Below are 21,351 nucleotides of genomic sequence, written 5' to 3' on the forward strand. Positions count from 1 at the left end.
GGGCCGGGTCCAAATAGCTCAGGCTTTAAGCCGGGGGCGTCTTAAAAGTGTCATATCGTACCGCTAGGATACCCGCAAGATTCAATATTTGGCTTAAAAGATGAAGAATGTCAGCAGTTTATGTCTTGCTCTGATCGCAAGTATCGGCTTGACCATATTGGCGTTATTTGTCGGCGAGCCCAAATCCATGCATGAGGTTGACTGGGTCGATTTAACCGGTGAAGCCACCTCGTCTATGATGGCCGCTATCTGGCTTATACTGCTGGCATTGTGTCGGCCACGAGGGCGGGTTACCACAATACTGCTATTCGGCTCGGCAACTTATTGGCTTACGACCTGGCTTGATGTATTGGATGAGTTCATTGCTTATCCGCCACACAGTCACTTATTTACCTGGCTGGAGTCACTGCCAGCCCCTGTCAGTATGACCTTGCTGACCTGGGGGCTGATCACCTGGTATCGCGAGCAGCAGGCGGTCAATCGCCAGCTCAAGCAAAGAGAGCACTTTCACCGCGAACATAGCCTGATTGATCCAGTGACTCAGCTTTATAGCCTGCGTTATTTGTTGATCCAGCTAAACCGTGAGGCTGTGCTGCATGATAAGCGTGAGCAGCCACTTTCGTTGGTCATGGTCGATATAAAAGGGTTTGCCCAATACAACCGGGCGCATGGTCCACAGCAAGGTGATCAGGCACTCAATGAGGTGGCCTCAGTACTGGAACTTGCCCTCAGGGAAACGGATCTGGCTTGTCGTTATACCAGTGACCGATTTGCGGTATTGCTACCTGATACACCTCCTCATGAAGCCGGTGTTTTCTGCGAGCTGATCCGTGACTGTTGTAACAGCGCGTTAAAGGGCGCGCTGACCGTAACCACTGTCCAGGCAACGAGAATGGCAGGAGAGTCAGAGCAGGCCTTGTTTGAGCGGCTCAATCAACAGCTGGCGGGCGCGAAACGCACCTCGTCTGCTGTGGCGGAGGTGGCACTATGACACCCGCTAATTTTAGCTATCTGCAAGATAAGCGAATGCCTGCGCATTTTCTCATTACCATACTGGAACTGGCCGAGCACTATCAGATAAAGCCACATCAACTGATCCGGGGGTCGTCGCTGTTTGTTGAGGATCTGACCTACCCGGGAGCTCAGGTAGCGCCTGTCAACGTGCTGCTTATACTCAAAAAGCTTAAACGAGAGCTGGCGGAGCATCCGCATTTGGCGATGGAGCTGGGGCAGAGAATTGCGACCGGACATGGTCATGTTTTGTTTGACTTGTGGCGGTACGCGCCTGATTTGCGTGGGGCACTGACAGCCTGGGCGCGCGTGCAAAAGGGCATTGAGACGCTGGTTCAGTTTAACGTGCAGCGGCATCAGGGTGAGTTGTATATCAGGCTGACTGAATCTGCATCACTGAGCATTCAGCAGCGAACCGTATTTGAAATCGTACTGTCGGCCTGCCGTTTGCTGCTTAAGGAGCAACTCGGCGTGCAGACCTGGGTACAGGTCGAGCTGCCCTGGTCACAACCGGGGCAGGATTTGCATTATCCGGTCTACCTGGGTGAGCATGTGCGTTTTAACGCGCCGCGTTGCGCCATTATCTTGCAAGAAGAGGCGCTCTACCAGCCTTTTAAAGAGGCCAGTGCACTGCGGTTTGCTCAGGCAAAACGCAGTGCCCGTCACGCGCTTCACTCGCCACAGTTACTTCAGGCACACCTGCGCCGTGTGTTTCGTAAGAATCTAAGTCAGACCTGGTCGCTGGAAGACACCGCCTGCTATCTCGGTATGAGCCCGGCAACCCTGAAGCGTCGACTCAAGCAAGACGGCACGCATTTCAAGCTCTTGGTTGATGAGGTCAGGGGACAAGAAGCGCTGCACCTGATGGATCTCAATCAATGGAATAACAGCCAGCTCGCCAGCACCATGGCGTTTGCCGATGTACACAGCTTTCGGCGGGCATTTAAGCGCTGGACCGGGGCTGTGCCCAGTGCATTTCGATGTGGATCTTAATTGCGGTATAACAAGGTGCAGGCTTTTTTGAAGGAGCTGCTCAGAGCAGGTATTGTTGTGAGGATAAAAGTGCAAACTCTCTGAAATAACAAGCGCACAGTGCGCTTGTTATCAAACTTAATCAATCAAATGGACAGCGTTTTGTCCCTTCGCAGTTCGAACGCGTGTTAATACAAACCCAGAATGATTCATCGATAACACGGCCACCGCCTATCTGAGGTGTCTCCTGCGCGCGAATAACCGTGGCTGGATTAGCAGATAGAGATTTAATAGATTTTTTATTCAAAGTCACTTTCATAGTTAACATCCTTTTTGTTGTGGAAGTGCTAGATTTATTCTTTTTTCTCAAAATGTCAATATTTTGTTTCCATGTAATATTTATGTTTTTTACAGAGCAAAAAATTACGCGGAGATCCCCTAATAAAACCCATTGGGTAAGAGTTGTATATTGCGATGATAGCGAAGCGTATGAAAGTGCAGACAACCAGAGCGGGTACGACGTTGAGATCATGCTGAATAGGAGTGGAAACCGTGCTGCTTCAAGCAATACTCTCGTGAGATAAATAGCTTTGCGTGGCGAATAAATGAGAGAGTGAGGGCACCGCCGCGCCCTCACTGTGGTTACTTGGATTACAAGTTAAATGTGCGTGCAATCGCGAACACAAAGCGCTCGTCGGTATGCTCGCCATCTATGGTGGTGTCTTCCACGGTAAAGGTCAGGTCGAAATCGAACTGTGTGGTGGTGTAAGATACGGCATAGTGGGTGTAAGAGCTGTCCAGCCCGTCCCAGGCATACTTGTCGGCATCGAACGAGTTCGACACATCACCAGTGAGGGTGATTGAGTGATTATCTGCGATATCAAAGGTATGCGACAGCATCACAATGCTATGACCGACATCTACTCCAAAGTAGTCCCAGCTGTACCAGAAGCTCACATTGGTGGTACCCAGGCTACTTGCGTAAGCAAACTTAGAGTACACTTCCGGATAGTTATAGTCGCTCGACGCATCATCGCCGTGATAGGTGTAGTAGGCAATACCATAGTCTACTGACCAGGCGCTTGAGAGCTCCGACGAGCGGCCAACGTAAAAGTCCCACTCGTGGCCTGTGTCATCGCCAAAGTCTACACCTGAGGCCCAGGTGCCCGCATACCAGCCTGCATCGGCTGCGTAGTCCAGGCTGCCCTGAATGGTTGGGTCGCTCTGGGTTTGTGACACACCGTTAAAGGTGTAGTCAGAGGTGCCAGTAATGGTGGTTGACCAGCCAGCCACAGCCAGATTTGACAAAAGGGCCAGAGGAAGTGCGCAGAGTGTTGTTTTTAAATTTATTTTCATTTCTTTTGAACCTTAGTTTACGGTCTCGATACGGCTGAAGTCGATGGTGTTCTCTTTCGGTGAACGGGTAATATTGGCCACTGTTTTGAACTTGCTGTAGCAAATATAGCCAAAGCAACCAAAGAATAGTGCAATGACCAGCGCACCCACCCATTGGATCTGCAAAAAGTTTAGTTTAAATAGCAGCGTCAGCAATGACAGAGCGGCAATATTAAACAAAATGTAATTGCGTTTTCCGAGTTTCTTAACCGTTAACCCGAGGTTGTCGGTGTACAGTCGAATCAAAGAGTCCAGCGAGTTGATCACAAAGATCACGCCCACTACTACCATCGCCAGGTTCTTGATACCCGCGGTGTCGATCCCGGCTTCATGGTAGTGATACAACACACTAAACCACACGGCGATGGGAATTGACGGGAATACCAGCATAGCCGCCAGTACCTGATAGGTTTTCAGGCCACCGACAAAACGCGAGGTGAACTGACCTATCATGATGCTCCAGGCAAACCACCAGAACAGGTAGAATTCGTGGTAATCATTAAGTGGCAACACAAACTCATTGATATTGCTAAAGTAGTCGCCCAGTAGCGCAATATTGTTGGTAAAGGCACTCATTTCACTGTCGCCAAAGACAAATGCAGAGGCCCACATAAAGGCGATCAGGGCAATGAACATCCAGGTCGTAGAAATACTCAGAATGCGCACATACTTCAGGCTGGTGCTCGAGTAGACCGCAAAACAGATGGCGGCGAACACGATGAGATAAAAGGTCGGAATAATGGACTCGCCATCGCCCACGCTTGGCATATACCAGGGCAGGTTGGACAGCAGCAGATAGGCCGTAAAGGCGCATGTACCAATAATGACTACATTATTGATAAATTTAACCCAGGGAATTTCGAAAAATTTCACCTTAGGTTCTATTACGCAGAAATAAAAACACGTCAGAAAATAAAATCCCCAGATCAGGAAGCCCCAAAAGCCAAATTCAATGGCAAGTGGATTGGCAAACGCATACTCTGGGCTTGCTTTTATGTCTGCGTAACCCGCAAACTCCGTCAGCGGAAACATGATAAGTCCGACATCCAGACCGGACGTAAATAAAATAGCAATAAAGGTAAAGGTTTTAACCGGTGTCACACCGACACAGCGTAGGTTCCCCCATTTTAATAAAATAAAAGCGATTGAAATTAGGGTAAACACAATGCCTGCACTAAGCCATACTGTCATTGTCACCCTCCCAAAATAAGTAGAAATAACTCATTGTCTCTCCGTTTTTTATTGTCTCCGCATTAACCCGATACAACCAATTTGTATCGCGCACCACTGCAGACCCCACGGCCCGATTGGGCCGCAGGTGGCTTTGTTAAATCTCCGTGCTACGTTGTACTGCTTGCCACTGACTGTGAATGGCAACCTGAGCATTGTTTGCTTTAAGGGCCGGCTGGCCCAGAATAATGTCTGCGGCTTTCTCCGCGACCATAATGGTTGGTGCGTTGAGATTGCCGTTCGGGATCGTCGGGAAGATAGACGAATCCACTACGTTCAGGCCATCAATACCATGCACCTGGGTGTTTGAGTCCACCACGGCCATGTCGTCTTCGCCCATTTTGCATGAGCAGGACGGATGATAGGCGCTTTCGACTGCCTGGCGTACAAAGGCGTCTATTTCTTCGTCGCTCTGTACGTCTTTGCCTGGCTGGATTTCACCATCGCGGTAGGCATCAAAGGCCGGTTGCTCGATGATCTCGCGGGTCAGGCGAACACAGGCGCGGAAGCCTTCGATGTCGTCCTGATGCGCCAGGTAGTTAAATTGGATCTTGGGTGCCTGAGTCGGGTCGGCCGATTTAATGGTAACTTCACCGCGACTTTTCGGTTTGTTATGACCAATATGGACCTGGAAACCGTGTCCGTCAAACGCACTTTTACCATCGTAGCGAATGGCTGCGGGTAAAAAATGATACTGAAGATCTGGCCACTCAACCCCTTCTTTAGAGCGGATAAAGGCGCAAGACTCAAAATGGTTGGTTGCTCCCAGGCCAGTTTTATTGAGGATCCAGCGCGCACCGATCAACCCCTTAGAAAACCAGTCCAGCTTGCCATTGAGGGTAATGGGCTGCTTACATCTGTACTGGAAATAAAACTCCAGATGGTCTTGTAAGTTTTTACCGACGCCGGGCAGATGGTGTTGTACCTCAACGCCTGCGGCTTTGAGTGCATCCTGATCGCCAATCCCCGACAGCTGCAGCAGATGTGGCGAGCCGATTGGTCCGGCGCTTAAGATCACGCGGCGCTCGGCAGTGGCGCGATGGGTTTTGCCCTTACACTGATATTCCACGCCCACAGCGCGTTTACCATCGAGCAGCACCTTGTGCGCCAGCGCACCGGTGACTATGGTCAGATTGTCACGCCCCTTTACAGGGTCGAGGTAGGCGCGGCTGGCAGAGCAGCGACGGCCATCTTTTACCGTCATGTGCATCGGGCCAAAGCCTTCTTGCTGCTCGCCATTGTAATCGTCAGTCTTGGCATATCCTGCCTGTGCACCGGCTTCGATAAATGCGCGATACAGCGGGTTGGCCATTTCATTACCATTGTTAGTGCCAAGCGGACCTTCACTGCCCCGGTATGAGTCTTCGCCCAGATACCAGCTTTCGGCGCGCTTAAAGTAAGGCAGACAAGCCTGATAATCCCACCCCTGCGCACCGTGTTGCTGCCATTCATCAAAATCTTTGGCATGGCCACGCACATACACCATGCCATTGATAGAGGACGAGCCGCCCAGTACCTTGCCGCGTGGGCAATGCATCACCCGGTTGTCCAGATACGGCTCCGGCTCGGTATGAAATTGCCAGGCGTATTTGTCGGTGTTCATGGGAATAGACAGCGCCGTAGGCATCTGAATAAAGATGCTCTTATCACTGCCACCCGTTTCTAACAGTAACACCCGATGTTGTGGATTGGCGGACAATCGATTTGCCAGTACACAGCCTGCTGAGCCAGCACCGACAATAATGTAGTCGAATACTTTTTTCATAGTCTGGCTCCTTTGCTTAAAATGGGCTTTCGATTTGGCTCATACCTACGTAAACAGACTTGGTCTGGGTGTAGTGATCCAGTGTTTCAATGCCATTTTCACGGCCAATACCGGATTGCTTGTAGCCACCAACCGGCATTTCGGCGGGTGAGTTGCCATAGGCATTGATCCAGGTAATGCCAGCCTGTAGCTGATGGATCACGCGGTGCGCACGCTGAATATCGCGGCTGAATACCCCGGCCGCCAGGCCCAGGTGGGTATTATTGGCACGGTTAATCGCTTCTTGTTCGTCATCGAACACCATGACGCACATCACCGGACCAAAGATCTCTTCGCGGACTATGGTCATGTCTTCGTGACAGTCGGTAAATATAGTAGGGGCAACAAAGTAGCCGTTAGGTGCCGAAGCCGGGCTCAGGGCATGGCCGCCGGTCAGCACTGTTGCGCCTTCCTGCTTGCCCTGTTCAATGTAATCCAGCACCAGCTGCTGATGTTTTTTCGAGATCAAGGCACCCAGGTTTACTTCAGGATTAAGGGGATCGCCGGCGATAATATTTTGTTCTGTGCGGGTTTTAAGCTGCTCAAGGAACTGCTCATACACGCCGCGCTGCACATAAACGCGTGTACAGTTGGTGCAGATCTCACCCTGGGTGTAGAAGTTACCCAGCATGGCGGCACTCACAGCCTGTTCGATATCGGCATCGTCAAACACCAGTAGCGGCGATTTACCGCCCAGCTCCATGGTGACGTCTTTAAGGTTAGACGCCGCACTTTGCATGACTTTTTTGCCTGTGCCCACTTCACCCGTGAACGAGACTTTTTCAATTTCAGGGTGCAGTGTCAGCCATTGTCCGACTTCGGCGGCACCTTGCACTACATTAAAGACACCTGCTGGCATACCAGCTTCAATAAAGATCTCAGCCAGTTTCATTGCGCCCAGCGGCGTTTCTTCAGATGGCTTAAAGATCAAAGCATTGCCCGCAGCCAGTGCCGGGCCAGACTTCCAGCAGGCAATTTGCAGTGGATAGTTCCAGGCACCAATACCTGCGCAAATGCCCAGCGGCTCTTTACGAGTGTAGTAAAAATCATCGCCGACCATTTGTTGCTGGCCAACTTGTGCAGGTGCCAGTCCGGCAAAGTATTCGATTACGTCGGCACCAGTTTGAATGTCAACGCACTCGGCTTCCTGCCAGGGTTTGCCGGTGTCCAGCACCTCAATTTTAGCCAGCTCATCATTACGCTCACGCAACAGCGCTACCGCTTTATTCAGAATTCTGCTGCGCTCAATCGGGGTCATGGATGACCACTGCGCAAACCCGGCTTTGGCACTGTCGATGGCCGCTTTTTGAATGTGCGCATCGGCCACTTCAACGTGATAAATAACTTCGTCGGTCGCGGGGTTTTTTACCGCAAACTGCTCGCCGGTCTGATTGGCAAGGTAGCGGCCATGAATAAAGTTCTGGTAGACAGGTGTGGACATATTAGACTCCAAATTGTTGGATGAGGGACTGGATATAACGTTTGGCCAGATCCTGCGCGCTGTCAAACTGCGCATCATCGGCTTTACTGAGAACGGCTCTGAGCCACAGGCCGTCGATCATCGCGGCGCTTAGCTCAGCAGCTTCACGTGCTTCGCCTGGGGCCATTAACTGTTTAAACGAATACAATAAATTGCTGTAAAGTCGGCGCGCATTGACGCGCTGTAAACGATGTAACTGCGCATCGTGCATGGAATGTGCCCAAAAGCTCAACCAGGTGCGGGTGGTGTCGCGTTGTTGCTGCACCACGGCAAAGTTGGCTTCGACAATAAACATCAGGCGCTGCTCGGGGGAGCACCCTTGTGCTGTTTTATGCAGCAAACTGCGTTGCAGGCTGCTCAGCAGGTAGCGCACCGTGGCTTCGATGAGACCCTGTTTACCACCAAAGTAGTGGCTGATGATCCCCGACGACATCCCGGCTTTTTTACTGATGCTATTAATCGTGGTGGCCTGTAATCCAAGCTCTGCCACTGACTGTAAGGTCGCCTCAATCAGTTGTTGGCGACGCACAGGTTCCATTCCGACTTTAGGCATATTTTTATTAATTGACCGTTCAATAAAAATAAATTCTAAGGTGAATGGAGGGGAAATTCAAGGTTGACATTTTGTGAACGGTGGATGCCAGTTCATTCTGTTGTTTCTATCTTTATGATATTTATATGATTATTTAAAATTAAACAAAAGCTGAATTTATCCTGTAATTGCTTCTATTTTGGCTGAAAAACCCCCATCTATGGCGCGAATTGTGTGTCAGTTTTCAACTATCGATAGTTTTGTGTTGCGCTGGCCGCAAAAGTTATGACGCACAAGTCTCTTTATCTGGATTGGATGTGCAAATGTGCTGTTTCACTCAAAAGTCAAAATGCTTAGCTATACTTGCCAGAGATCTCTTGTTAAGTAAGCAGTATATGGCCCGATTAGTTACCTCTTTATTTATCTGCGTGATATCGCACACTTCATTGGCACAGGCAGAAGAGGGGGATGCGCTTTTTGCGATGTCATTTGAGGAGTTACTCGCTCAGGATGTGACCGTTGCGGCGCGTAAGAGTGAAAGTTGGCTGGCTTCATCCGGCACGGTATATGTGGTCAGTCGCTCGGATATTGAGCGTTATGGCTGGCGCGACTTAAAAGAGATCCTCGCCTCTGTTCCCAACATGGACTATTTCTATCAATGGTCCTGGCTGCCGGGCGGTCAGAGGGGCTTTACCGGGAACATGTCGGGTACTCTGATGCTGATAGACGGCCGTGAGGTGCAAAACTTGCTGGCCAATGAAGCCTTTATTATGAATAACTTTCCGAGCGCCAGAATTGAGCGTGTAGAGATATTACAGGGGCCAAATTCTACCCTTTATGGCGGTAATGCAACCCAAGGGGTGATCAATGTGATCACCCGTCTGGATACGGGAGTGAATGAAGTAACGGTATTGGGCGGAGAGGTGGGAACGCACCACGGCCATGGTCTGTTTCACTATCAACAGGGGGAAGTAGAGCTGGCGGTGTCGGCCAGTTACTTTGCAAGCGATCAGGACTATCGTGAAATACGTGAATTTTTGGTAGATGACCAAGCATTCAGTCGTAACAGCAAAGATGCACTAAGAAACCACAACCCCGATGATTTTCGTAACCGCGAGAAAAACGTAACCCTGGACAGTCGCCTGAGCACCCCCTGGTTTTACTTGGGCAACAATCTTACCCGCACCACAAACGTCAGTGGCATCGAGGCCGTGGCATTTGATTACATGACCGGGGACGACGCCTATCGCGGTTACAGTAGCTATTATCTCGGCAAAGATATGCAACTCTCAGCAAATTGGTCGGGCAATATCGAATTGAGCTACTTCAGAGAATATAAAGAAAAATACCGTCTCAGTGTGGATAACCCCGAGCAGGCTACCCGCTATGAAGACCTGGCACTATATACCGAGCGGGAAGATATCGGGCCGTCGGACAGAATACGGCTCAATACCCAGTGGCAATACCTGGCAAGCTCTGATCAGGATTGGATCTTGGGTTACGATGGCTGGCGCACCGAAATCGGTCGCAAAGTCAAATATCGGCAAACTGCTGAGGGGGTAAAGCTGGTAACACCCGATTCGTGGCCGACAGATAAAGAGCGCTCTGATAAACACGCCGTGTTTGGTCAGTATTCAAAGCTGTGGCGCTTTGGAGAGCGTACCCTCAAGGTCAATGCCGGGCTCAGGTACCACCGTCAGGATTATACTAATGCCAGCTGGCTTCCCCGCGTTAGCATGGTTTATCAGCCAAGTGCCGATCAGGCGTTTAAACTGACCTACGGCGAGGCGTTTCGCCCGCCCACAATTTTTGAATTCGACCTGGTCGTTGACGACGAAATTGAATCGCAAACTATGCAGATGTACGAATTCAACTGGAGCAGTAAGTTTCGCTGGCGCGGGGTTGAATTTGCCAATATCTCAGCTTTATATAGCATGCAGGCGAAGAATTTCTATCAAAAAGTACAGGACCCCAATACTCAGATCTGGCGCACCGTGGTGGCGGGCGAGCACCGGGTGTCTGGTTGGGAAAACCAGTTACGCTGGCACGCTCAGCGCTGGCACGGGCAGCTGGCGCTGCGATATATATCGCCGGATAAAACCCAGGTTGCCGGTCAGTCTGTAGTGCTGGATGTACCAAGATATAAGGTCAAACTGGGGCTGGGCTACACGCTGGGTAAGCACTGGCAGATAGCTGCTTTTGTGGATCGTTGGGATGAGTCTCTGACTGAGGCCAACCGGTTTGAGCAAAGCGGCACTGAGGTCGTCACCATACCTGCCTGGACGACGTTCAATGCCAACCTGACTTACACACGCGGTAACAGCACCCTGGGGGTGTATATCGAAAATCTGTTTGATAAGACATACTACCATGGTAACGCCCGGGGCGTGTCTCCCGTTAAGTACATTCAGGCGCCACGGAATCTGCGCCTGAGCTGGTCATATCGATTTTAACGGGTCACGAAACCGCCATTGACGAACAGCGTCTGACCCGTGATCCAGCGTGCCTCTTCACTAACCAGAAAGTCGACCATAGGCACCACGTCATCAATATGGCCGAGGCGATTCAGCACGCTGGCTGAACTCAAATAAGCCACCGACTGGGCATTTTCTTCGCCGTGGAAAAAGGCCGTATCTATCGGACCTGGTGCAACGACATTAACCGTGACGCCACGGCTACCAATTTCTTTTGCCAGCGCCCGGGTAAGGTGTTCCAGCGGCGCTTTGGCACCGGCATAGGCACCGTAAAGGCCGGTAAATGCCCCCAGCAAAGAGGTACCCATATTGATAATGCGGCCCTGCTCCTGAATATGCTGGGCTGCATGCTTCATCATTAAAAATGGTGCTTTGGTATTGATGGCAAAAAGCTGGTCATACTCTTGCTCCGAGATATCCGCGATGGCTTTTTTCAGCACTTTTCCGGCGTTGTTTATGACTATATCAACCCGGCCAAAGGCTTCCAGAGTTTGACTATACAGCGACTGAACCTGACTTTCCTGACTCAGATCGCCCTGAACTAATAGTACTTGTCTGCCAATCTGAGCAATCTCAGCGGCGGTTTGCTCAGCATCGTTAAGCGACGCATCACTGTGATAATGCACAACAATATTTGCGCCGCGTTTGGCCAGTGAAATAGCAAAAGCACGGCCCATATTTCGGGCAGCGCCAGTCACAATGGCCACTTTATTAGTTAAGTCTAATTGTGTGGTTGAGGTAGGCATAATATTTACTCCTGTTGGATTAGTCGACGAGAGTAAGCTTAGCCGCTTGCGTTTAATTCAGGTATCCCATAAATTTTCATTCATTAATTGCAAAATGTGCAAAAAGCAATGAACGCAAATGAACTGACCTTTTTAAAGGTGATTGAAGCGGGTAGCCTGAAAGGCGCTGCCGAACAACTTAACACCGACCCCTCATCGGTAAGTCGTAAAGTGGCTGCATTAGAGCAGCATCTGGGCGTTAAGCTGATCCATCGCTCGACGATCCGCTCTCAGCCAACTGAAGCTGGTTTGGTCTATTTTCAGGGCTTAAAGCACATTGCTGAGCAGCAGGCAGAATTGGAAAATCGCCTGCGGGGATTGCAGGATCAACCCAGCGGAACCCTGACGGTAGCTGCGCCAGTTGATTTTGGTACTCAATTTGTTGTACCTGTACTGAACAAGATGCGGGCCACTTATGCTGATCTGAACGTCGAGTTGTTACTGGGCAGTCATTTTGAAGATCTGACAGCCAATGGCATTGATGTGGCTGTACGTGTTGGCATGCTGCCGGATTCAGGGTTGATCTGCAGAGGGTTGGGCATTGCTGAGCGTGTACTGGTTGCTAGCCCCGATTATCTGGAGCAGATTGATGGGGTAAGGGATCCATCCGGGCTGAGTCGGTGCCAGTTTATATTCTATTCACGTGCTCAGGCAAACAGTCAGGTAAGTATAAAAAAAGGTAAAACAACATCACGAGTCAAAGTGTCAGGGGGCTTTACAGTTAACAGCGTGTCCGCTGTTCGACAGCTGGTTTTGGCGGGTAAAGGGGTGCACCTTGGCCCGCGTTGGGCCTTTGAAGATGCGTTGAGAACAGGTGAGCTGGTGGCTCTGCTACCTGACTATCGGCTGGAAGGTTTTCCTATCCACGCCTTGTACCGGCCCGGTGGCTATGTCCCGGCCAAAATCCGCTGTTTTATTGACCTTATGAGCAAGCATTGTAAACAGGCTTTTTCAGCGCAGGGCTAACCAATCAGCTTGAGCACGGTTAGCAAAATTCTTCATTTTCTTCTGCAGAAAATTTAATGTTTAATGGTTAGTCACTACCATGATAAGGAGCATTGGGTTGCTATGAGCAATATTAAACTTTTCTATTATTCTATGTCCGGGCACAGTCACAAAGTGCTCACCCTGGCGTCAATGCTGGGTCTGAGCATCGACACCGTGAGCGTAGATTTGAAATCTGGTGAACACAAAACAGAACCGTTTGTCAGCCTTAATCCGGCAGCCAAGGTACCTGTGCTGGTTGACGGGGACACCGTCATCACAGACTCCCACGCTATTTTGTTTTATCTGGCAAGGCTCTATGACCCGGCGCATACCTGGTATCCAGCGGAACTGCCGACTCAGGTTGAGATCCAACGTTGGCTGGCCATATCGGCCGGAGAGTTGTGCACCGGCCCAGTGGCGCTGCGTGGGATCCGGGTGCTGGGTAAACCTGGCGATGAGGCGCAGGCGATGCAGCAGACGCTGAGGTTATTTTCGCTTTTAAGTACGCAGCTTGAACATCAGCCCTGGCTTGCCGGAGCCAGCCCGACTTTGGCCGACATTGCCTTATACAGTTACACGGCGTTGATTGTTCAACTTGAGCCCAGCTTGCGCGATTTTCCACGCGTGCTTGACTGGCTGGCGCGCTTTGAGCAGTTACCGGGTTATTATTCACTGCCTGCAAAATAAGCGTATCACTGCTTGCCAACGTGACGGTTACAGCGCATGGCGTGTTGGCGCAGTGCATGTAAGCAACAGGGCTTGCCTCGTGGTTTGCGGGCCAAATTCAATCACTCCTGTGGTGTGCAATACGCTGTGTTCATCGCCCAGCTCTGCAAAGCTCAGTTGTAAGTAGTAAGCAAAAAAGCGCATATAGAAGTGCTGTGCGCCCATATTGTCGAATTGCTGATAAATCTCTTTGAGTACAGCCGGGTCGCCATTAAGGCTTGCGTCTTCGTTCAGTTGTTGCATGCCCTTAATAAGACTATCCAGATCCGTCTTTAATGTGGGGTGCATCTGCATCATCCTGCCAAGCGTCGGGCCCGGTTTGTTGCGCCAGTCTCGCTCTTTATGTGCACTCTCATATTGCCTGAGTTGCGCAAGGCGGGTGATAGCAGATTCTACCACGTGGTCCGGCTTTGGCTGGTCAGCGCTCAGGTAGTGCTCAAACGCGGGTGCATAAAAAGCGCATCTTACCAGTGGGTTAGCCCGACACTCGGGGAGCTGAGTGTGGCGAGGTAAAGCTGCAGCCAGCGCTTGGGCCAGTCGGGAGGCGCTGGCGTCTGCCAGTGTTGGCAGCAAGTCGCGGAACACATGACCGGGCAGTGTCAGTGTTTGTGTGAGCTTTACGTCCTGCTGATTTTTGAGCGTCTGATAGAGCCGTTTGGCAACGTTATCGACTTCTCCGGGCGCTATGAGCCTCCAGATAGCCAGCTCATCAGCCAGCTGACAGGCGGTTTTCTCATCCAGACTGGCATGTTGTGTAGTGCTTGCCAGCGTCAGGGTGAGCTCAAAGTCTCGCATTGAAATCAATTGCGGGGGCCTGAAGGTCGGCATGCAAGCTGCAAAGTCCAGATAAAACCGACGCTTCACGTCGCCTACCTGATCCTGGTAGCTTCGCAGGCCCTGTCCGGACAGAGTGACCTCGCCATGCGCATTTTCCGTGGTGGTAACGCTAAACTCAGCGTCTTCGCGGCTCATCGCCTGCCATGAAAACAGGTTTAGTTGAAAGCCCCAGCTCTGATTGAGCTGTGTGGCACGTTGATTGAAAAACTGCTCAACATTAATCTGTGCCTGGTGCTGATGTAATTGGCTCAGCAGCTTGCCGCTGAGCGCAGCTTTGTGCAGGGCCAGCGTGAGCGCTTGGTCACTCACAGTTAATTGTACGAGTGCCTGATCTGTTTGTATTCGATTGTACTGATAGTAAAAGCTTAGCTCTAAACCTGATTGCGCAGCCTTGCGGATCGTGGTTTTGAGGTCCCGCTGTATTTGTGTGATACGTGGCCTTAGCTGTTCGAGCCTGTCCAGTCCCAGTCGTTTCAGCAAGGCTTTTACAGTAGGCGCCAGGTTCGCGGGCAGGGGAGTGATAGACAGTTTTTCTGTCAGTGCCTCTATGTCTTGCGCAGAGCGCTGAAAAATTGCCTGTACCATGGCCGTGTAGGTCGCCTGAAACGCTGCTGAATCGCGAAATTGTGCGGTGATCTTGGCCCCCGTCGTGCTCTGAGTGCCGTGGACACCCGACTTGGTGTAGCTCAGGCGCAGGGTATGTGGCGCGTCGACGGGCCTTGAAAATATAACCTGATGGCTGCCACGGACAGTGACCTCTAGGCTGGCCGTCAGGTTGGCATCAAACGACAGATCCAGTAACTCACCTTGTCCAAGCCAGCGACTAAATAGATGAAAGTTCTGGCACAATAGCTCACTCCATTTGACAGAGGTGTTGAGCAATAAGGTACCCTGCGTATCCAGACTCAGCGATTCGCCGGGCTCAAGCGCTTTCACATCCTCGCAGGAAAAAATGCAAGGCAGAGCGGCGCCATGCGCGATGAGCGTATCTGCGATGACGGCATCGGGGCGGGTGCTCAGGCAAGCCGCCAACTGTATCTGTGTATCAGCCTGGCCCGATATATTGGGCACCTGTTGAAAGGGAAGTGCTGCGGCGCCTGCAAGTAACGCCGACATTTGGTAACTGAGCCAGGGCGTTGCTGGCTGCTCTGCCTGTGCTTGCATGTGAACCGGTCGATCTAACAGTGTCACAGTCAGTGCGCCATTGGTGATGACATGCCCGCCGAGTGCGTCAAAGGTCGTGCTTTCACTGTGTTGGCTTTTGAATAAACACGCGGGACCCGTATAGTCTTGGAATAAACCACTCAAACGTAAAAGTTGATGTGGCGGCAAGCTTGGCAGAGATATTGGCATGTTATTCCTTTTACACAAGGTTTGTAAGCACTTACATTATACTTGTTTTCACTTCAGGTGCAGCCTCTACCCTAAGGGATCGTTGCGGATAGCGCAACTCAGCCTGGCGGTAATTCAAACCACAGTGCTTCGAGTGGTGACTTCGCCGTCAGCGTTACTGACTCCTGCGCAGTCAGGCCCATCGCATCCCCGCTAGCTAGCTGCGTTTGAGTGGTTTGAGCTGCGCCCTCAATCAGGTGCAGATAACCCCAGCGATTTTGGGTACTCAGGGTAATGGTGTCACCGGCAGATAACTGCAAGCGATACAGGCTGGCATCCTGATGGATCATTAGTGAATCGCCATTACCATCGGGCGTGACCAGAGGTGTCAGTGCCCCATTTTGTTTGATGCTGGCTTGTGCATAACCGGGGCTGAGCCCTTTTGCGTCAGGCCGGATCCAGATCTGTAAAAAGCGGGTTGGCTCTATGGCAAAGTAATTGTACTCGGAATGCGCGATCCCGGTCCCTGCACTCATCAGCTGCACTTCACCGGCCGGAATAATGTGATGATTGCCTTTACTGTCTTTGTGCTCCAGCGCACCTTGCAGCACGTATGAAATAATTTCCATGTCGCGATGCCCGTGGGTATCAAACCCCATACCGGGTGCCACCGTATCGTCATTGATAACACGTAATACGGAAAACCCCATATGCTCTGGGTCGTAATAATGACCAAATGAAAAAGTATGCAGGCTTTGTAACCAGCCCAGATTAGCCTGGCCCCGCTGTGAGCCGCGACGAATTGATAGCATAATGATAATGCTCCTAAACTGTGATAGTGCTACTCTACCGCTTCGCTAAAAAGAATAAAATGTGCGAATATCGTCACTACCATTCTGTAAATAAGAATGGTTGTGCGTGATGTATCGCGTACCCTGCGACGTGGATATGCTAGAGTTAAAGTGTTCGATTTTGCTTGCTAACCCAGCTTCAAGGGAGTATTATGTCGTCTTTAAATCAGTTTATTCCATCACCTGTGATTGCCGTTGCGTCGGCTTACCAGATTCACCTTGGCGGCATTGATGTCTTTATCTGTTTTGCGCAAATAGATGATGACAACCAGCTTTTGCTCCAGCTCAGAGAAAGTCACGCATTGCGTGTTGGCGATCTGGTCACTGTGCATCTGGATAACCGCACCGGGGTCAGCGAATATGACGCCGAGCTGAGTGTTTATCGTTTATCGTACAAAGGCCGGGTAACCGCCCTGAACGAGACCGACGTCACCCTGTCGGCTGTGGAGTATCAGGTGTATTACGGGATTTCGGTTGCGCTGGAATATCGTGCACCGGGGTATGAATTCCCGGAAGATCCGCGTGTACAAAACCCCTTACCATGCACACCTTTAACTGCAACGCCCGTGATGGACGAAGAAGAGCACGACAACAAAGTCGGCGTGCTGATCACCAAAGCACAGTCGCAACCACACACTACCGTGATGGCGTTTTTATCCAGTACTGATGACGATATCTTTTTTATTACCCTGCCTCAGACCTTTAAATCCAGCCTGATGAAGCGCGACAATCAGTGCTACTTTGCCATCGACAATCGTGCCAGCTTTACCTTTGAAAACTATGTGGAGTGGAACTACTCCATTATCACCGGACGGGTGCATCAGATAGCCACGAGCAGTGCTTTGTTTAATGAAGTGAGAGAGTTGTTTATCTCTAAAAACCCCTGGGAAGTGGGGTTCTTTAGTCACCCGGATATTGAAATGTATCATCTAAAAGCCGAGAAAGTGGTGTGTCCAAAGCGGTGATGTGACCTGTTTAGCGTTTTGCACTTGTTTTGCTCGCGGGCTCAGGACCGTTATGGCGCTGAGAGCTGACATGAACGCAATGTGTCTAGTCTCAGCTTTGGCGGGTGTTTAGTTGCGAAGCGCAGACGCTTAGTATGTTTCACAACGCACCGCAAACCGTACCCTTTTCATCCGTCATCCCGTGCTCGACACGGGATCTGGTTTCAGACGACTTGGTTGATAAGGTATTTATCCAATCATAACAGTAGACTGTAAGCAGATACCGGCGCAAGGCCGGTATGACGCTGAGAGCTGGCATGAACGCAATGTGTTTACTCTCAGCTTTGGCGGGTGTTTAGTTGCGAAGCGCAGACGCTTTTAAAATTTCACAACGCACCATAAACCAGACCTTTTCATCCGTCATCCCGTGCTCGACACGGGATCTGGCTTTAGACTGCTTGATTGATAAAGTATTTGTCCAGCATAACAGTCGTTTGCGAATAGATACCGGCGCAAGGCCGGTATGACGCCGGAGCTGGCATAAACGCAATGTGTTTACTCTCAGCTTTGGCGGGTGTTTGATTAAAAAGCGCAGACGCTTGGAATGACTCACAACGCACCGCAAACCTGACCCTGTTCACCCGTCATCCCGTGCTCGACACGGGATCTGGCTTTAGACTGCTTGATTGATAAAGTATTTGTCCAGTATAACAGTCGTTTGCGAATAGATACCGGCGCAAGGCCGGTATAACACAGGGGTGCTGGCATAACTGCAATATGCCTGTTATCAGCCAGCAAATGTGTAGCTTGTTTGTCGTTCTGAAAGGCATCTTTTTTAGCGCGAGTGGCAGTTAATACAATACAGGAATCCGTGCTTTTCCCGCTCAGAAATAAGGCGGGGTTTACAGCCCAATGTTAAGCAAAAAGCACCATGTTAATGGCTTTGAAACGGGCTGTTTTATCATCAGTTAGAATAACCATTGCTCAGCCTTCATAGTGCTCTCATAACCATTCATCACTTTTCCATAAGCGATTTTATCCAATACTTATAATAACTTGCAGGCCATCAAAGCAAAGCAACACAATGGGTGGCCGGATATGGAACAGCAATTTAAAGATCGCAGAGCAGAACTTTTGGTACAAAAAATGCGCCGTACCGAGCGCTTTATGCATCATCAGCGGCTTGAAAAGACAGCGGTGTCATTTGGCGATGAGCAACTGGAATTTATCGAGCATGCAATGGTGGACGGACTGAACGAAGACACCATTCGCACCATTGAATTTCATCGCCGTTGTCTGGCGGCAGGGATAGACAATGGCCGTCACTACTGGTGCTTTAAACAGGGCGAGCAGCTGATTGGCATGTCTGGTTATCACTATCGCCTGTGGGACCCAAAAAGCATCGTCTGGGGTGGCTGGTTTGTTGCCGATCAGGCTGTCTCGCCTCTGGTAAAAATGGCCATGCTGCTCGATACCCTGAAGGTCTTGCTGGAAGAAACCAGTTATGAAGAGCTGTACATTGAGGTATTTGCCGACACCAAGCAGTCGAACATACTGAATATTTATCACTCTTTACAGTTTACCGCGCTCGGTCGTTTTGAAAATTTTTATGGCCCCCAGCAGGACATGGTGGTGATGAAACTGGAGCTGGCTGAAGTAAGAGCGTTATGGCTGAACACCACGCGACCACTTGAGCGGGTTCAGTAGTATGTTACTGCTATATGTGGAATCCGGCGCTGGCTCACGGGCACTGGCTGAGGCTTTGGCAAGCCGTTTTCGCAAACAAGGCAAAGCGGTTGAACTGATGTCAGTGTCCGAGTTATTGCCACAGTGGCTGTCTGACTTGCTGTTTGGCCAGTATTACCAGTGGTGCATGTCGGGCAAGCAACATCACAGTAAATTGTATGCCAGCCGCTGGTTTTATCCGTTTCTTTACCGGTTGTTACCACTGTGGCTGGCACTTAAAGGCAATGACAAGCTGGATGAGGCCAAAGCGGTGATCCGCCGTCACAAACAGGTGGTGGCGTGTAGCTATTATGGCGCTTTTTTTGCCCGTTATTATGCGAAACTGGCCGGGCACAAGGTCGAAGTCAGTGGTGTGCTGGGAGACTATCAAATATCCAACGGCTGGCGGACTGCGCTCACTCAGTTGTTTGTTTCTCATCAGTACAGTCACCCCGTACTGGACTGGCATCGCGCCAGAGGGACCGAGATATTGCCGCTCGGGATCCCCACTGAGGTAACGCCCGATTTAATAGCAACAAATGAGCAAAACAACGCGAACCTGAACATACTGCTCTGTGGCGGTGGCTGGGGGCTGGGGATCTCACCTGCAACGGTGGCTTTACTGCTGGCGCAAAACCCATCAGGCACGGTGACCGTTATTTGCGGTCAGAACGAGGCGTTACAGCAGCAGTTGCAGGCATGTTTTGAACAACAGATTGCTCAGCAACAACTGCGGCTGGCCGGGTTTGTGTCGGATATGCAGCCTTATTATGCCCAGGCCGACATCATCATCACGAAAGCGGGCGGCCTTACTTTAACCGAGGCGGCGCTGGCCAATACCTGCCTGATCATTCATGGCGCTTTGCCCGGGCAAGAGCAGCACAATCGCGCCGTGTTTGTGGCGCAGGGGGCCGCGCTCAATGCCCACAATGACGAGCAGCTCAGAGACTTGCTCAGCCGCATTCAGGGATCAAGCACATTGCGCAGCCAAACCAGCATGAGAGCGGCCACATTGGTTAATGCCAATGCATCACAACAGATTTGTCATCATTTACTCGCAAGTAGCAAATAATATTGTAGGAGTCGACTATGTGGACTAAGAAAGCCACGCAACTGGCAGTCAGCGAATTACCGCAGGCACATCAGAACTTTATGGCCAGAAATCCAGGGTTTACTGCCCACCATCAGGCCAGCACCGAGCGCGTGGCGAACGCCCTCAGACGCTATGCCGCGAGCGGAAAAATTGAAGCCGAGAACATCTGCAAACTGGTAATTAAAATGACCAGCAGCTGCAACTTGCGTTGCGAGCAGTGTTTCCAGTGGCGTGAAACCGGTTTTCACCATGGCCTGGATCCCACGGCCATTCCGTATGAGCAGAGTGGTCATTTGTTTGATTTTGTTGAGCGTCAGCGATGCGACATCATATTGACCGGCGGTGAGCCCACTTTACACCCTGATTTTCCAAAGTTTCTCAGCCGCCTGGCTGAAGCCGGATGCTTTATTTATATCTGCACCAATGGCTTGATGATTAAGCGCCACTTTGAGGTATTGAGTAAGTATCACGATCAGCTGGCCTTTTTAATTTCCATCGACGGACCAAAAGACATCCATGACTCGATCCGGGGCAAAGGTACCTACAACAAAACCATGGCCGGTATTAAGCTGCTGGCAGATGGCAAAAAAGCGGGCAAGCAGTGGTTGATCGGGGTAGAAAATACCATGATGGCCAAAAACCTCGATCGGGCCACTGAGCTGCTCAATGAGTGTGAGCAAGCGGGCGTAGACTGGATGATTTACAACCATCTGTGGGTCGTGGATATGATGGCGCGCAGCGAATACCACCGCTTTTGTGAAGACTATGACACAGTGCCCAATTCTTATACTGGCTTCGATATGGGCGATTTTCGCCCGGATTATATTGAGCAGGTGATAGACACCATCGAAAAACTGCGTGCTTACCCGGCCCAGATCCCGGTGTTGTTCGGGCCGGATTATGATGCGGATGAAATCCGTCAGTACTATCGCGGCAAAATGCCGGCGCGACCACATTATCTCAAAATGGGCGTGAAACTGGATGTCGATATCGGCGGCAAACTGGTGATGACCAAGCAGTTCCCTGATCTGGTTTTTGGTAATGTGTTGGAAACACCTATTGAGGAACTCATTGCGTCTGAGCCCTATCAGCGTGCCGCAGAGACCATGCGTCAGAAAAGCCTTAAAGTGCTCAACGCCTGCCCTGATGCACATAACTTTTTGCTGTAGAGGT

The 21,351-nt window shown here is 50.7% G+C and carries 17 protein-coding genes; 9 read left to right on the forward strand and 8 right to left on the reverse strand.

Translation table 11 applies throughout. The features are described 5' to 3' along the window. Positions 1 to 100: 100 nt before the first annotated feature. Together C3B51_RS10515 and C3B51_RS10520 are read left to right on the forward strand one after the other, a co-directional pair. Positions 101 to 991: a GGDEF domain-containing protein gene (locus C3B51_RS10515; protein WP_130245010.1), complete on the forward strand. Its 891-nt coding sequence runs from the start codon at positions 101 to 103 to the stop codon at positions 989 to 991. Continuing rightward, positions 988 to 2,004, forward strand: a complete 1,017-nt coding sequence (locus C3B51_RS10520) for an AraC family transcriptional regulator (RefSeq protein ID WP_130245011.1) — start codon at positions 988 to 990, stop codon at positions 2,002 to 2,004. Before C3B51_RS10515 ends, C3B51_RS10520 begins: the two co-directional genes overlap by 4 nt. Positions 2,005 to 2,634: 630 nt before the next feature. Here the strand turns inward: C3B51_RS10520 and C3B51_RS10525 are convergent. The 5 genes from C3B51_RS10525 to betI form a co-directional block, all read right to left on the reverse strand. Then, positions 2,635 to 3,339 carry a TorF family putative porin gene (locus C3B51_RS10525; RefSeq protein ID WP_130245012.1) on the reverse strand — a complete coding sequence of 235 codons (705 nt, stop codon included), beginning with the start codon at positions 3,337 to 3,339 and terminating at the stop codon, positions 2,635 to 2,637. Between the two features lie 12 nt (positions 3,340 to 3,351). Further along, positions 3,352 to 4,569 (reverse strand): BCCT family transporter, encoded by a 1,218-nt coding sequence (locus C3B51_RS10530; RefSeq protein WP_130245013.1) that lies wholly within the window; start codon positions 4,567 to 4,569, stop codon positions 3,352 to 3,354. A gap of 136 nt (positions 4,570 to 4,705) precedes the next feature. Then, positions 4,706 to 6,373 carry a choline dehydrogenase gene (gene betA, locus C3B51_RS10535; RefSeq protein WP_125781332.1) on the reverse strand — a complete coding sequence of 556 codons (1,668 nt, stop codon included), beginning with the start codon at positions 6,371 to 6,373 and terminating at the stop codon, positions 4,706 to 4,708. A 16-nt stretch (positions 6,374 to 6,389) separates the two neighbouring features. Beyond that, entirely contained in the window at positions 6,390 to 7,853 is a 1,464-nt protein-coding gene (gene betB, locus C3B51_RS10540; RefSeq protein WP_130245014.1) for a betaine-aldehyde dehydrogenase, read from the reverse strand. A 1-nt stretch (position 7,854) separates the two neighbouring features. Further along, a complete protein-coding gene (betI, locus tag C3B51_RS10545) occupies positions 7,855 to 8,445 on the reverse strand; it encodes a transcriptional regulator BetI (protein ID WP_125719661.1) in 591 nt (196 codons plus the stop codon). 374 nt (positions 8,446 to 8,819) lie between these two features. Here betI and C3B51_RS10550 point away from each other — a divergent pair, with 374 nt between their 5' ends. Continuing rightward, a complete protein-coding gene (locus C3B51_RS10550) occupies positions 8,820 to 10,877 on the forward strand; it encodes a TonB-dependent receptor plug domain-containing protein (protein ID WP_165389139.1) in 2,058 nt (685 codons plus the stop codon). Here C3B51_RS10550 and C3B51_RS10555 read toward each other — a convergent pair. Beyond that, entirely contained in the window at positions 10,874 to 11,644 is a 771-nt protein-coding gene (locus C3B51_RS10555; protein ID WP_130245016.1) for an SDR family oxidoreductase, read from the reverse strand. The two genes, C3B51_RS10550 and C3B51_RS10555, sit on opposite strands and share 4 nt — an antisense overlap. A 108-nt stretch (positions 11,645 to 11,752) precedes the next feature. Here C3B51_RS10555 and C3B51_RS10560 point away from each other — a divergent pair, with 108 nt between their 5' ends. Both C3B51_RS10560 and C3B51_RS10565 read left to right on the forward strand, forming a co-directional pair. Then, complete coding sequence (locus C3B51_RS10560; RefSeq protein ID WP_130245017.1) at positions 11,753 to 12,649, forward strand: LysR family transcriptional regulator; 897 nt, start codon at positions 11,753 to 11,755, stop codon at positions 12,647 to 12,649. 102 nt (positions 12,650 to 12,751) lie between these two features. Further along, positions 12,752 to 13,357 carry a glutathione S-transferase family protein gene (locus tag C3B51_RS10565; RefSeq protein WP_165389140.1) on the forward strand — a complete coding sequence of 202 codons (606 nt, stop codon included), beginning with the start codon at positions 12,752 to 12,754 and terminating at the stop codon, positions 13,355 to 13,357. A 27-nt stretch (positions 13,358 to 13,384) separates the two neighbouring features. On the opposite strand, the gene C3B51_RS10570 is transcribed toward C3B51_RS10565, so the two are convergent. Together C3B51_RS10570 and C3B51_RS10575 are read right to left on the reverse strand one after the other, a co-directional pair. Beyond that, entirely contained in the window at positions 13,385 to 15,586 is a 2,202-nt protein-coding gene (locus C3B51_RS10570; RefSeq protein ID WP_130245019.1) for a hypothetical protein, read from the reverse strand. 98 nt (positions 15,587 to 15,684) lie between these two features. Next, positions 15,685 to 16,377: a pirin family protein gene (locus tag C3B51_RS10575; protein WP_130245020.1), complete on the reverse strand. Its 693-nt coding sequence runs from the start codon at positions 16,375 to 16,377 to the stop codon at positions 15,685 to 15,687. 191 nt (positions 16,378 to 16,568) lie between these two features. Here C3B51_RS10575 and C3B51_RS10580 point away from each other — a divergent pair, with 191 nt between their 5' ends. From C3B51_RS10580 to C3B51_RS10595, 4 genes are all read left to right on the forward strand, one after another. Continuing rightward, positions 16,569 to 17,381, forward strand: a complete 813-nt coding sequence (locus C3B51_RS10580; protein ID WP_130245021.1) for a hypothetical protein — start codon at positions 16,569 to 16,571, stop codon at positions 17,379 to 17,381. A 1,077-nt stretch (positions 17,382 to 18,458) separates the two neighbouring features. After that, entirely contained in the window at positions 18,459 to 19,067 is a 609-nt protein-coding gene (locus C3B51_RS10585; RefSeq protein WP_125719643.1) for a hypothetical protein, read from the forward strand. A 1-nt stretch (position 19,068) separates the two neighbouring features. Beyond that, positions 19,069 to 20,157 (forward strand): glycosyltransferase, encoded by a 1,089-nt coding sequence (locus tag C3B51_RS10590; protein ID WP_130245022.1) that lies wholly within the window; start codon positions 19,069 to 19,071, stop codon positions 20,155 to 20,157. Positions 20,158 to 20,174: 17 nt separating this feature from the next. Then, positions 20,175 to 21,347, forward strand: coding sequence for a radical SAM protein (locus tag C3B51_RS10595; RefSeq protein ID WP_130245023.1), 1,173 nt, complete (start codon positions 20,175 to 20,177; stop codon positions 21,345 to 21,347). The last annotated feature ends 4 nt before the right edge of the window (positions 21,348 to 21,351 follow it).

Origin of the sequence: Pseudoalteromonas rubra (genome assembly GCF_004212645.1) — a bacterium.
Lineage (GTDB): Bacteria > Pseudomonadota > Gammaproteobacteria > Enterobacterales > Alteromonadaceae > Pseudoalteromonas > Pseudoalteromonas rubra_G.